Genomic DNA, 14,018 nt, shown 5'->3' with positions numbered 1-14,018 from the left:
GAATGTTAGTATCTAAAGAAGGCCAAGCGGTACCACAAGTCACTTTCCCTACTCGCCAAGGTGATGCATGGGTTAACATCACAACAGATCAATTATTCAAAGGTAAAACTGTCATCGTATTTAGCTTGCCAGGTGCTTTCACCCCAACCTGCTCATCAAGCCACTTGCCACGTTACAACGAACTGTTCCCTGTCTTTAAAGAGCATGGCGTTGATGACATCCTATGTGTTTCAGTGAACGATACCTTTGTAATGAATTCTTGGAAAGCAGACCAAGAAGCAGAAAATATTACTTTCATTCCTGATGGTAATGGCGAATTTACTGACGGTATGGGTATGCTAGTTGATAAAAGCCAAATCGGTTTTGGTAAGCGTTCATGGCGTTACAGCATGCTAGTCAAAGACGGCATCATCGAAAAAATGTTTATCGAAGCCGATGAACCAGGTGACCCGTTCAAAGTATCAGATGCTGATACCATGTTGAAATACATTGCTCCGACTTATAAAACACAAGAATCGGTGACCGTATTTACTAAACCAGGTTGCCCATTCTGCACTAAAGCCAAACAGCACTTGATTGATCACGGCCTTCAATATGAAGAAGTGGTACTAGGTAAAGATGCAACTACCGTCAGCCTGCGTGCAATCACAGGTCGCACCACTGTTCCGCAAGTATTCATCGGCGGTAAACACATTGGTGGCAGCGAAGAACTGGAAGCTTACCTAGGCTAATCACGCCTGCCCTAGGGAAATCTTCCTAGGGCATCCTCCTCATTTAGACTCAATGGCAGCGTTATTGAAGGTTGCCATTGGTTACCTACATTCCAAATTTAGAGAAAGCGATGATGAAACAGTTAAACGTTGATGTAGCCATTATTGGTGGTGGAACCGCAGGACTCGGCGCTTATCGTGCCGCAAAAGCACATACGACCAGCGTCGTCATGATCGAAGGTGGCCCGTACGGAACCACATGTGCTCGCGTCGGATGCATGCCATCCAAATTACTGATTGCCGCAGCAGAGAGTGTCCATCACATCCACAAAGCTCCCGCTTTTGGTGTTCATCCTCAGGGTGACATTGTCATTAATGGGCGTGAAGTAATGGCGCGGGTAAAACGTGAACGTGACCGCTTTGTCGGATTTGTGCTTGAAGGCGTTGAGGAGATACCCGCTGAAGATAAAATTTCAGGCTACGCCCAATTTATCGACAATCACACCCTGCAAGTTGACAACCATACCCAAATCAACGCCAAGCGGATTGTGATTGCTACCGGTTCTCGCCCAGCCTACCCAGCCATATGGAATGAACTTGGCGATCGCTTAATCATTAATGATGACCTATTTGAGTGGGACGACTTACCGGAATCTGTTGCCGTATTTGGCCCGGGAGTGATTGGCTTAGAACTAGGTCAAGCCTTACATCGCTTAGGAGTAAAAGTGAAGCTGTTCGGCATTGGTGGACAAGTTGGCCCATTAACCGACCCTGATGTGATGGCTTACGCCGATAAAACGTTTAAAGAAGAATTCTATTTAGACGCTGACGTTAAAGTGGAAAGCATGAAACGCATTGCTTCTCCAACAGGCCAAAACGACAAAGTTGAAATCCAATTCATCAACCGTGAAGGTCAGCTTGAGATATTTATCGTTGACTATGTGTTGGTGGCAACCGGTCGACGCCCGAACATCGATAAATTGGCGATTGAAAATACCGATGTAGCCCTTGATGCGCGCGGCGTACCAACGGCCGATCACTATACGCTGCAAACCTCTGTAGACAGTATTTTCATTGCTGGTGATGCCAGTAATCAACTGCCACTGCTTCATGAAGCCGCCGATCAAGGTCGTATTGCAGGGGATAACGCTGGCCGCTACCCAGATATTCGCGCCGGGCTTCGTCGTTCCTCTATCTCAGCGGTTTTTTCAGACCCGCAAATTACGATGGTCGGTGAATCCTACAAACAGCTAACCACTCGTTTGGGAAATTGTGGCTGTTTTGCTATCGGTACTGTGTCGTTTGAAAATCAAGGCCGTTCACGCGTCATGCTGCGCAATAAAGGGTTATTGCATGTGTATGGCGAGCAAGGAACAGGGCGATTTTTAGGCGCTGAAATGATGGGACCGAATGCGGAGCACTTGGCTCATTTACTGGCGTGGGCACATCAAAATCAGATGACGATTTCACAGATGTTGGATATGCCTTTTTATCACCCCGTAATTGAAGAAGGCGTGCGCACCGCGCTGCGTGACCTAAACGCGAAACTTCATTTGGGCCCTGAGATGATCAAGCATTGCATGGACTGCGGTCCGGGCTGTTAACCTTAAATATCCATTCATACGGCCGCCCTTGCGCGGCCATTTTTTATACGCTTTAGTTTCAGCCGCTCCTTAGACTCACACCTTCGCGCACGTTATACTGCCGTTATTTTCTCTTGAATGAGCGCCTTTATGCCTTGCGATAACTGTCAATCTTCGTGGTTTTGGAAAAAAATCGGCCGCTGCCAATCTTGTATGGATCAGCTCACTGTACTGTCGGTTGGATGCTGGCTTGTGTGGTGGTGGCTATGTAGAGATAACCCAAAAACCATTGAATCAATCAGTTTACTGATGGCTGGCTTTGCCTTTAACGGTTTGCTGTTTTTACATTTGTGGATGAAGTTTGTGGTACTCCCTTGGCGTAAGCGGCAAAGGCGCGACAAATAAAAAGCCAAAGAGCGCAAAAGAAAAAAGCCCCAGAACCAATATTAGGTTTGGGGCCTTCTTAGATTCTTCTAAGAAAAAGCAGTGGTACAGATATAGACCGCGCCTTTCTTAAATTGTTCCGTGACCATTCGATCTTTTTGAGATCTTTTTACACAGCATAATTAACGCGAATAACCGCTTTGGTAATCAATGTATTAAGCGACCTTGACTCGCTTGATGATCTGCTCAACCAAATTGATCTCAAGCGCCACTTCATCACAAGCGTGCTGCCGTGGACATTGTTCACAATCTTTGAGTACTTTCTCTGGCAGTAGGCTTTTTGAGGTTGGAATAAAGTCATGCTTCATGAAAAACTCTGGCGTTCGAGTCAGAACAAACACTTTCTTAATCGCCATTTGCCGCGCTTTATTGACTAAATACGAGACGATCGCTTTTCCTTGTCCTTGACCTTGCCAACCTGCCTCTACGCCAAGTGAGCGAATTTCAGCTAAACCAGAATCATAGACATATAACGAGGCGCATCCCGTCACTTCACCATGGTGTTCCGCCACGGCAAATGAACCAATATCGCGCACCAACTCATTGCGTGAACGAGGCAGATTTTCTCCCATATTCGCCCAATAAGTGACCATACTTTCCAGCGTTTCAATATCCGTCAAACGGGCTGGGCGAACTTTCACCGCCGTGGTGTCACGTTTTTCTAAACGCGCTTTGGCTTGATCAACCGCATAGGCCACTTGTTTTGGCGAAACGCCACCTAAAGCGCTGCGTTTTTCTAAGCAAGATTCAATGGTGAGGATCGCATAAACATCATCTTCAATGACCGACGAAAACTCTTTAAGCTCGGCAAGGGTCAGCTCTTCAAGCGCACACCCTTTCGCAATCGCGCCAACCACCGCTACGCCCACAATATGGTGCGCTTCACGGAAAGGGATCCCTTTGGCGACTAAATAATCAGCTAATTCGGTAGCATTGGCATAGCCTTGTTTGGCCGCTTCTAAAGTCCGTTCGGTTTTAATTTTGATGCCATCAAAGCAAAGCGCAGCCATTTCCATGCAGTCGTTCCAAGTATCCAGCGCGTCAAACAGCCCTTCTTTGTCTTCTTGCATATCTTTGTTATAAGCCAGTGGTAAGGCTTTGACCGTCATCATCATGCCCGCAAGCGAGCCATAAACACGGCCCGTTTTGCCACGGATCAGCTCTAATGCATCAGGATTTTTCTTTTGCGGCATCAAGGATGAACCCGAAGTCACGGTGTCAGCCAGTTCGATAAAACCAGACTCACCCGAGTTGTAGAAGATCATATCTTCCGCCAAGCGCGATAAATGCAGCATCGAGATCGACGCCACCGACATCAATTCCATCACGTGATCTCGGTCAGATACTGAATCGAGCGAGTTGCGCGTGGCACGGCGAAACCCTAAATGATGAGCAAGCTGTTCACGATCAATCGGATAGGCCGTACCTGCCAGCGCGCCGGAGCCAAGCGGACAAGTATCAAGGCGCTTAATCGCATCATTTAAACGAGAGTAATCACGCTCAAACATTTCAACATAGGCCAAACACCAATGCGCAAAGGTCACTGGTTGCGCACGTTGCAGGTGGGTATAACCGGGCAAAACCGTCGCTTGGTGCTGCTGAGCAACCGACACTAATTTCGTTTGCAGGCGATCTAACCCCAACAGTAATTGTTGACCTTGCTGGCGGCACCACAATTTTAAATCGGTCGCGACTTGGTCATTACGAGAGCGCCCAGTGTGCAGCTTTTTGCCTAAATCACCCACTTTGCTGATCAACTGCTGCTCAACCCAAGAGTGAATATCTTCTGCATCAGAGCGTAAGATCTGCTCAGGATCTTCCATCACTTCCAGTTTGAGTTCGTTGAGCGCAAGTTCTAGTTTTTGCTGCTCCTCTTCACCCAAAACATTCACTGACACCAACGCCTTTGACCATGCTATAGAGCCCACAATGTCTTGTTCAGCCAATCGGTAATCAAAGCGAAGTGAATCATTGAACTCTTTGAACCTCGTGTCTGCTGCTTGGGTAAATCTACCGCCCCATAATGCCATTGCGTATCTCCTGCTCTTAGGTCGCGACTGAGCGTGACCACATCAAATTGCTCAATCATTTTTATAATAAAGATCGCTACTAGAGCGATCTTTTATTGTTATTTTTGTGTCTCTACCTTGGGGGTTAACCTAGGCTTTATTCTTCTTCGCTTCGTTCAACGCTCTGATCCGACTTGCCAACGAATAGAGACGAATGAAGCCGCCCGCGTGGCTTTGGTCATACACAACATCTTCACCAAAGGTTGCAAACTCTTCCGAGTACAAGCTGTTTTCTGAACGTTTTTGCGTCACCGTCGCTTGCCCTTTGTAAAGCTTCACAACCACTTCACCATTAACATCCTGTGCCAGCTCATCGGCTGCGGCCATGATGGATTTACGCAGCGGAGTGAACCAACGGCCATCGTATACAAGATGCGACGCTTTGACACCCAGTTCTTCACGAAATTCGAATGAGGCTTTATCGAGCACTAACTGCTCAACAGCACGCAACGCTTCCATCATGATGGTGCCTCCCGGGGTTTCATAACAACCACGAGACTTCATACCAACCAAACGGTTTTCGACGATGTCGATACGACCAACGCCGTGTTTAGAGCCTTTCTCATTAAGGTAAACGAGTGCGTTGTAAGGCGTCATCAGTTCACCATCGACGCCAACGACTTCGCCTTTCGCGACCTGCAGTGTGACAAATTCTGGCTCATTTGGCGCTTGCTCTGGATCTACTGTCCATACCCAGCAATCCTCATTGGGGGCGTTCCAAGTACTCTCAAGCACGCCACCTTCGGTCGAAATGTGCCACGCGTTCGCATCACGCGAGTAAATTTTCGTCAATGAATCGGCGCAAGGAATGTTACGCTCAGCAAGGAAATCAAGACACTCTTCACGACTCACGATGTCCCACTCACGCCAAGGGGCAATCACATGTAAATCAGGCGCTAGGGCTGCAAACGCACCTTCAAAACGCACTTGGTCATTACCTTTCCCCGTACAGCCGTGACACAGCGCATCAGCACCCACTTTACGCGCTACTTCGACTTGCGCTTTGGCAATGATTGGGCGAGCCATTGACGTCCCAAGCAGGTATTTACCTTCGTAATAAGCACCTGTTTTTAGTGTGGGGTAGATGTATTCAGCGACCATCTCTTCTTTAAGATCGACCACATAACACTCTGACGCGCCAGACGCTTTCGCTTTCTCTTCAATGCCGACCAATTCTTCTTCACCTTGGCCGACATCGGCAACAAAGGCAACCACTTCACAATCGTAGTTTTCTTTTAACCACGGAATGATTACCGAGGTATCTAGACCGCCAGAGTATGCGACAACGACTTTATTGACTTGAACCTTGCTCATCTTACTTTCTCCATTTCCCGGCGCTGCGCTTGGCGGTCAGTGCTCTGGGTGATTAATTACTTACAGCTGTTATCAACAACTGATTAAATGCGTTTATTGAGGTAAAAATTGGGTCCCGATACTTTCGCCCGCAAACAATTTGCTGAGCTTATCTGGGTAACGCCATGTCGCCACTTCAATCGGGCGACCTAAATCATTTGCCGCTTCCAGCGCCGCTTTCACTTTGACAATCATGCCATCCGTGATCACTTTGCCTTTAATCAGCGCATTGGCCTGCTGCTCATTGAGGCTCGACAACAAATGGCCTTTGCCATCCAGCACACCGCTCACATCGGAAAGAAGAACGAGTTCTGCATCCAATGCGCCAGCCACTGCAACGGCTGCTTGATCGGCGTTGACATTCATCATTTGGCCATCAGCAGTCAGGCCAATCGAGCTGATAATAGGCAAACCACCAGCGGCTAAAATCGCTTGCACGATTTGTGAATCACCAGGAGAAGCCTTGCCCACTGCGCCGAGTTCTGGATCCAACTCTTCGACTTTGCATAACCCGCCATCAGCGAGCGATAAACCAACCGCATTTAAGCCATCTTTAATCGCTTGCCCTTGCAGCATTTTGTTGGCTGTCCCAGCCAGCGCGCCTGCAATCAGCGGAATTTGGTCATAAGGCGTGACACGCAAACCTTCTTTCTTCACGGTTTTTAGTTGTAATTTCGCCATCAGGTCATCGACGAGATAACCGCCCCCGTGCACGATGACAATTCGTCGCTGAGCTTGGGCTTGATACAGTGCGATTGCGCCAAACAGTTTGCTTAGCGTTTCAGAACAAGACAGCGCCGCGCCGCCTAACTTAATCACTAATGGATTTTGCTTTGTATCTGTCATATTTAACCCTTACGCTTGGTGCGTTACACCAAAGCCGTTAGCTCAGAAAAACCGTAATGAATATTTAAACACTGCATCGCTTGGCTCGATGCCCCCTTTAATAAATTATCGATCGCGGACACGACGATAATATGCTCACCTTGCACTCGCCAACCGAGGTCGCAAAATGGCGTAAATTCAACATCTTTGATGCTCGGCAAGGTTGATTTGAGCCGAACAGCGGGTTTGTTAGCGTACGCCTTCTCAAAAGCATGGCTGACTTGTTGCTCTGAAACACCCGATGCAAGCTTCATCGTCACGGTGGCCAAAATACCGCGTTTGAAATTCCCTAAGTGAGGCGTAAAAATCACATCACATCCTAAATGGGCGACGATTTCAGGTTGGTGGCGATGAGTAAACACGCCGTATGGCTGTAAGCTCACTTCACAAAAACTGTTGGTTAATGTCGCTTTTCTGCCCGCGCCGGTGACACCGCTGGTGGCATTAATCACCGGCCATTGAGTTGTATCTAACAAACCCGCTTCAACCAAAGGCTTTATCGCCAGTTGCGATGCGGTTGGATAGCAACCTGCAACGGCGATCAATTGGCTCTGCTTAATTGCCTCACAATTCCATTCCGCCAGTCCATAAACCGCGTTTTCTAACCATTTAGGGTGTTGATGTTTAAAACCATAGTAATTTTGGTAAAAATCATCACCTTTGACGCGAAAAGCACCAGAAAGGTCGAAAACTTGACAATTTTGCGCAAGAAAAATAGGCGCGAGATCATGGCTCACCTCATGAGCCGTAGCTAAAAACACCACATCACATTGGCTTGCAACGCTCACCGGATCCATTAATGGTTGTACCTGCATGTCGACAATACCAGAGAGTTTGCCATGCAGCTCAGCCATTGGTTTTCCAGCATCTAGGCTATTGGCGGAAACGTATAAACCTGATAGCGTGAGTTGTGGGTGTTTTTGCACCATATACGCCAACTCAGCGCCGGTATAACCGCTAGCTCCGATAATTGTGGTTTTCAACATCTCGTGACATCCAATTTCAAGGTAAAAAAGACAATCTAAAAATGACTATAAATTTCAAAAAAGACACTTAACTCGGTTTTTTATTCACACAAAGTGATTTAATATGTGTTTTACCTTCTCGCAATTACTCTGTCAATACTAGGAGCAAAGATAATATGCAATTACCCAGTTTTCTTGAGGTTTACCAAGGTCTGATTTCGACCTCTTCCATCAGCTCCACAGATGCTCGTTGGGACGAAGGTAACCAGAATGTGATTGATAAATTGGCAAGCTGGTTTTCCAGCTTAGGGTTTGTAGTCGACACCATTGAAGTCGCGCCGGGAAAATACAATTTAGTGGCGAAGAAAGGGTGCGGCGAAGGTGGCCTACTGCTCGCGGGGCACAGTGATACCGTTCCATTTGACGAAGGACGTTGGAATTTTGAACCACACGCGTTAACGCAAGCCAATGATCGTTTCTATGGCTTAGGCACGGCAGACATGAAAGGCTTTTTTGCGTTTATCTACGAAGCGGTGAAAAAAGTCGATTGGAGTAAACAGAGTAAACCGCTGTATGTGTTGGCTACCTGTGATGAAGAAACCACCATGCTCGGCGCGCGTCATTTCACTGAACATGCGCCATTTCAACCGGATTACTGCATTATTGGTGAGCCGACTAGCCTTGTGCCCATCCGCGGCCATAAAGGCCACGTAGCCAACGCTATTCGAGTGACAGGAAAATCGGGCCACTCGTCTGATCCAGCTCTGGGCGTAAATGCCATCGAAATCATGCATGAAGTGCTGTTCGCGTTAATGCAACTGCGCGACAAATTGATCAAAGAGTACCATCACCCAGGCTTTGCCATTCCTCACCCCACATTGAACCTCGGCCATATCCACGGTGGCGATAGTCCAAACCGCATTTGTGGCTGCTGCGAATTGCATTACGATGTGCGCCCGCTGCCCGGCATGAGTCTAGATGGGCTCGATAACTTGCTGCGCAATGCACTGAATGAAGTCAGTGCAAAATGGCCCGGCCGCATTGAGATTACCGCGCTGCATGATGCGATTCCGGGTTATGAATGTCAGCATGATCACCCCTTTATTGGCAACATTGAAGAGATTTGCAATACCGCTTCACAAACCGTGAACTACTGTACTGAAGCACCGTTCTTACAACAATTATGTCCAACACTGGTACTCGGCCCGGGTTCGATCGATCAAGCGCATCAACCGGATGAATTCCTAGCGTTTGAATTTATTGATCCAACCATCTCGATTTTGTCCAAAGCAATGTATAAATACTGCTTCTAGCCTACCAAGCTTACTCAAGCGATAAATGCCTGACAGCGTTTCTACGGTCGGGCATTTTTGTAATAAAATTTCAGTAATTTACGCCAATTATTCACCAAATGATCACGTTCAATAACATTCAGCAATAATCGTAAAAATAGTCGGCTTTATTTGACTCTACAGGGATCTTTTCGCTAGATTGTGTACTTAGCAAGGAACAATGGATGTAATTTTTTTACAAGGCAGGATGACAATGAACGAAAAATACGCTGCGCTCAAAAGTAACGTGAGCATGCTTGGCCGTTTGCTGGGCAACACCATTCAGGACGCCCATGGTGACGTTATCTTAGAGAAAGTGGAAACCATCCGAAAACTTTCAAAATCAGCCCGTAATGGCAATCAAGCCGACCGAGACAGCTTGGTTGAAGAGATCAAAAACCTTCCCAACGAACAGCTCACCCCAGTAGCGCGGGCATTCAACCAATTTCTTAACTTAACCAACATGGCCGAGCAGTACCACACCATTTCACGTCACTGTGAAGAACATGTGTGTGAGCCTGATGCGATTAACTTACTGTTTACTAAACTAAATCAAAATAAAATCAGTAAATTGGATGCTGCTCAAGCGGTACGCGATCTCAATATCGAGTTAGTGCTAACGGCTCACCCAACCGAAATTACACGCCGCACGATGATCAACAAGCTGGTGAAAATTAACGAGTGTCTCTCCAAGCTTGAACTCAGTGACCTTTCATTTAAAGAGCGCCAAAAAACCGAACGCCGTTTAGAACAGTTGATCGCGCAAAGCTGGCATTCAGATGTGATTCGTAAGCAGCGCCCTACGCCACTGGATGAAGCAAAATGGGGCTTTGCGGTGGTAGAAAATTCTCTATGGCAAGCCGTGCCTGATTTTCTTCGTGAATTTGATGAGCACCTCACCAACTACTTAGGTGAAGGGCTACCAATTGATGCACGCCCTGTGCATTTTTCTTCGTGGATGGGCGGCGACCGTGATGGTAACCCCTTTGTGACTCATAAAATCACCCGTGAAGTAATGCTGCTTTCTCGCTGGAAAGCGGCCGATCTCTACCTAGGTGATATCAATGAGCTGGTCAGCGAACTGTCGATGACCAAATGCAGTGACGCGCTACGCGATCTGGCTGGCATAGATGAACACGAACCTTATCGCGCTATTCTCAAACGCCTGCGTGAACTACTCAGCGAAACACTGGAAGTGTTGGATGCCAAGATCAATGGCCAACAACTGGCACGCAAAGCACCACTGCAAAATATCGCACAGTTGTGGGAACCGCTTTATGCCTGCTACCAATCTTTACATCAATGCGGCATGGGCGTCATTGCCGATGGCTCGCTGCTTGATACTCTGCGCCGGATTAAAGCGTTTGGTGTGCATCTTGTACGTTTGGACATTCGCCAAGAGAGCACTCGTCACTCTGATGTGATCTCCGAGCTCACCCGTTATTTAGGCATTGGTGATTATGACCAGTGGAGCGAGCAAGACAAAATTGCGTTTCTCACCAATGAGTTGAGTTCAAAACGTCCTTTGTTACCTCGTGACTGGCAGCCTTCAGAAGCGGTGAAAGAGGTGATCGACACCTGTAAAATCGTTGCTTCTCAGCCTCGCGAAGCCTTTGGTGCTTATGTGATTTCGATGGCTCGTACCGCATCAGATGTACTTGCTGTACATCTATTGTTGCAAGAGTGTGGCTGCCCTTATCGCATGGACGTTTGTCCACTGTTCGAAACTTTGGATGATTTAAACAACGCAGAAACGGTGATCCGCCAGCTAATGGGCATTGATCTCTATCGTGGCTTTATTCAAAACCACCAGATGGTGATGATTGGTTACTCTGATTCGGCTAAAGATGCAGGTGTAATGTCCGCCGGTTGGGCGCAATACAGCGCAATGGAAGCTTTGGTTAATGTCAGTGAAGAGGCCGGAATTGAACTGACGCTATTCCATGGACGTGGCGGCACCATTGGTCGCGGGGGTGCTCCAGCACATGCGGCACTGCTTTCACAACCACCCAAAAGCTTAAAAGGTGGCTTGCGTGTGACGGAGCAAGGCGAAATGATCCGCTTTAAACTTGGTCTACCAGAAGTAGCGGTCAATAGTTTTACGATGTACGCCAGCGCCATTTTAGAAGCGAACCTGCTGCCACCGCCAGAGCCAAAACAAGATTGGCGCGACTTAATGGAGGTATTGTCTGAAGTCTCTTGCGAAGCGTATCGCCATATTGTTCGCGGCGAGCCGGACTTTGTCCCGTACTTCCGCCAAGCAACGCCAGAGCTAGAGCTGGGTAAATTACCGCTCGGTTCACGTCCGGCTAAACGCAACCCTAATGGTGGGGTCGAAAGCTTACGCGCAATCCCGTGGATCTTCTCTTGGAGCCAAAACCGCCTCGTGCTACCAGCCTGGCTAGGTGCGGGAGAAGCAATTCAGTTTTCTATCAATAAAGGACACCAAGCACTGCTGGAAGAGATGTGCCGTGAATGGCCATTTTTCTCAACGCGTTTGGGCATGCTAGAGATGGTTTACTCCAAGTGCAACATTGAAATCTCACGCTATTACGATGAACGCTTAGTCGATGAATCGTTACGCCCGCTCGGTGAGCGTTTGCGTTCTCAATTACAGAAAGACATCAAAGCGGTGTTAAATGTAGAAAACAATGAGAACTTGATGCAAAGCGATCCTTGGGGTCAAGAGTCAATCCGTCTGCGCAATATCTATGTTGAGCCATTAAATATGCTGCAAGCAGAGCTGTTGTATCGCACTCGCCAAACCGAAACCGCACCAGCAGAGTTAGAAGAAGCCTTAATGGTGACTATCGCCGGCATTGCAGCAGGAATGCGTAACACAGGCTAAGTAACAGCATTTTATTTCACAAACTAGCTAAAAGGCCGTCACTGTGCGGCTTTTTATTTTTAATCACAAAAACTATTGAGCATATTATCAGTTTTTTAAGCTAAACTAACAAAGTATTCTACTTTATGCTTATTATTTAGATATACTACTGCTCCTCTGCGGTAGCATACAAACATAACAAATCGCAGGTCGATATGCGTCACGCATATAATCCTAGGTGATAAACGGCTTTTTAAGGTGACACAACCCACTCCGTCAATAGAACGGTGGGTGTTGCTTACACTCATTCATGATTGATGCCATCAGAAGCACAACACGAGTTTGAGCAAGTTGTTTTTGAGTTTATTAACCATTTGGATTAAAGACATGTCATTACCACACGTTATCCTCACTGTTTTGAGCACTCGCGATGCCACAGGGTACGACATCACAAAAGAGTTCTCTTCGAGCATTGGCTATTTTTGGAAAGCCAGCCACCAACAAGTTTACCGCGAACTGAATAAAATGGGTCAACAAGGCCTAGTCACTTGTGTATTAGAACCGCAAGATGGCAAGCCAGATCGTAAAGTTTACTCCATCACCGATGCAGGTCGCAGCGCTTTAGGTGAATGGTTTGACCAACCTACCGCTCACCCAACCGTACGTGATGAATTTAGCGCTAAATTGATCGCTTGCGCGGTACAACCAGCAACACCTTACCGAATTCAACTGGGTGAATTGGTTGAAGAATCGAAAAAACTGGTTGCTCACTACAAAGAGATTGAGTCTGCGTACTATGCAACACCAGCTACCCTCGATAAGCTACAGCGCCTTGAGCGTCTAACACTACGCCGCAACCTACTGGTTCGCCAAGCGTGGGTTGATTGGGCTGAAGAAGTGCTTGCTGAACTCGATGCAATGGCTTAATGCCAACCATAAAAAAGGGGTGATGCTCAATGAGCATCACCCCTTTTGTTTTTCCACGACCAAATTAAATACCATCACCGGCAATGAAACTTTGAGAGCGGCCATTAAATTGTTGGTCCATATCTAACGAAGGTTTATCGGTTTGAGGGCGACCGACAATTTTGGCTGGCACTCCGGCGACGGTAGTGTGCGGAGGCACCGCTTGCAATACCACAGAACAGGAACCAATTTTCGCCCCTTCGCCCACTTCAATATTACCGAGAATTTTGGCACCCGCGCCAATCATCACGCCTTCACGAATTTTCGGGTGGCGATCACCGCACTCTTTACCCGTTCCGCCTAGCGTTACATCTTGCAAAATCGAGACATCATTCTCCACCACCGCGGTTTCACCGATCACAATGCCTGTGGCATGATCAAGCATGATGCCGCGGCCAATACGTGCAGCAGGATGAATGTCCACTTGGCAAGCTACCGAAATTTGGTTTTGAAAATAGGTAGCCAACGCCACTCGACCTTGCTTCCATAACCAGTTCGCGACGCGATAGCCTTGTAAGGCATGGTAGCCCTTGAGATAAAGTAGAGGCATTGAAAACATAGATACCGCGGGGTCGCGATTGACAGTCGCGCAGATGTCACACGCCGCCGCTTCCATAATGCTGGGGTCTGCGGCAAATGCCTCTTCGACCACTTCACGCACCGCCATCGCAGGCATTGAGGCCGTATTCAGCTTATTGGCAAGAATGTAGCTCAAGGCCGAGCTTAAACTATCATGCTTAATAATAGTGGCATGATAAAAACTGGCCAGCATCGGTTCTTGTTCTGACTGCTCGCGCGCCTCTTTGACTATGGCTTGCCACACTTTGAGTTTTTCGCAATGTTTCATCGTTGGTTGATCACCCTTCCTCATCCAATCTCTAGAGC

At 47.5% G+C, this 14,018-nt stretch carries 11 protein-coding genes; 6 read left to right on the top strand and 5 right to left on the bottom strand.

Features of this window, described 5'->3' with window-relative positions; translation table 11 throughout:
* Nucleotides 1-2: 2 nt before the first annotated feature.
* The 3 genes from VOR_RS0101985 (at nt 3) to VOR_RS0101975 (ending at nt 2,698) form a co-directional block, all read left to right on the top strand.
* Nucleotides 3-731: a redoxin family protein gene (locus VOR_RS0101985; protein WP_010317674.1), complete on the top strand. Its 729-nt coding sequence runs from the start codon at nt 3-5 to the stop codon at nt 729-731.
* 113 nt (nt 732-844) lie between these two features.
* Nucleotides 845-2,314 carry a dihydrolipoyl dehydrogenase gene (locus VOR_RS0101980; protein WP_010317671.1) on the top strand — a complete coding sequence of 490 codons (1,470 nt, stop codon included), beginning with the start codon at nt 845-847 and terminating at the stop codon, nt 2,312-2,314.
* Between the two features lie 129 nt (nt 2,315-2,443).
* On the top strand, nt 2,444-2,698 hold the full coding sequence (locus VOR_RS0101975; protein WP_010317669.1) for a DUF3624 domain-containing protein: 255 nt from the start codon (nt 2,444-2,446) through the stop codon (nt 2,696-2,698).
* 194 nt (nt 2,699-2,892) lie between these two features.
* Here the strand turns inward: VOR_RS0101975 and argH are convergent, their stop codons facing one another.
* From argH to argC, 4 genes are all read right to left on the bottom strand, one after another.
* Entirely contained in the window at nt 2,893-4,767 is a 1,875-nt protein-coding gene (gene argH, locus VOR_RS0101970; protein ID WP_010317667.1) for an argininosuccinate lyase, read from the bottom strand.
* 129 nt (nt 4,768-4,896) lie between these two features.
* Nucleotides 4,897-6,120 carry an argininosuccinate synthase gene (locus VOR_RS0101965; protein WP_010317665.1) on the bottom strand — a complete coding sequence of 408 codons (1,224 nt, stop codon included), beginning with the start codon at nt 6,118-6,120 and terminating at the stop codon, nt 4,897-4,899.
* A gap of 93 nt (nt 6,121-6,213) precedes the next feature.
* Nucleotides 6,214-7,005 carry an acetylglutamate kinase gene (gene argB, locus VOR_RS0101960; protein WP_010317663.1) on the bottom strand — a complete coding sequence of 264 codons (792 nt, stop codon included), beginning with the start codon at nt 7,003-7,005 and terminating at the stop codon, nt 6,214-6,216.
* 23 nt (nt 7,006-7,028) lie between these two features.
* Entirely contained in the window at nt 7,029-8,030 is a 1,002-nt protein-coding gene (gene argC / locus VOR_RS0101955) for an N-acetyl-gamma-glutamyl-phosphate reductase (protein ID WP_010317661.1), read from the bottom strand.
* A gap of 155 nt (nt 8,031-8,185) precedes the next feature.
* Between argC and argE the strand changes: the two genes are divergently transcribed.
* The 3 genes from argE to VOR_RS0101940 all read left to right on the top strand — a co-directional run bounded on the left by argE (nt 8,186) and on the right by VOR_RS0101940 (nt 13,094).
* Nucleotides 8,186-9,322 carry an acetylornithine deacetylase gene (argE, locus tag VOR_RS0101950; RefSeq protein WP_010317659.1) on the top strand — a complete coding sequence of 379 codons (1,137 nt, stop codon included), beginning with the start codon at nt 8,186-8,188 and terminating at the stop codon, nt 9,320-9,322.
* 232 nt (nt 9,323-9,554) lie between these two features.
* Nucleotides 9,555-12,188: a phosphoenolpyruvate carboxylase gene (ppc, locus tag VOR_RS0101945; RefSeq protein WP_010317657.1), complete on the top strand. Its 2,634-nt coding sequence runs from the start codon at nt 9,555-9,557 to the stop codon at nt 12,186-12,188.
* 366 nt (nt 12,189-12,554) lie between these two features.
* A complete protein-coding gene (locus VOR_RS0101940; RefSeq protein ID WP_010317655.1) occupies nt 12,555-13,094 on the top strand; it encodes a PadR family transcriptional regulator in 540 nt (179 codons plus the stop codon).
* Between the two features lie 64 nt (nt 13,095-13,158).
* Here the strand turns inward: VOR_RS0101940 and cysE are convergent, their stop codons facing one another.
* Nucleotides 13,159-13,980 (bottom strand): serine O-acetyltransferase, encoded by an 822-nt coding sequence (cysE, locus tag VOR_RS0101935; protein ID WP_010317654.1) that lies wholly within the window; start codon nt 13,978-13,980, stop codon nt 13,159-13,161.
* Nucleotides 13,981-14,018: the final 38 nt, after the last annotated feature.

This window comes from Vibrio ordalii ATCC 33509 (assembly GCA_000257205.1).
In the GTDB taxonomy this organism is placed as follows: domain Bacteria; phylum Pseudomonadota; class Gammaproteobacteria; order Enterobacterales; family Vibrionaceae; genus Vibrio; species Vibrio ordalii.
Note: the sequence above shows the minus strand (reverse complement) of the source record. Positions and strands in the feature narration are given on the sequence as shown.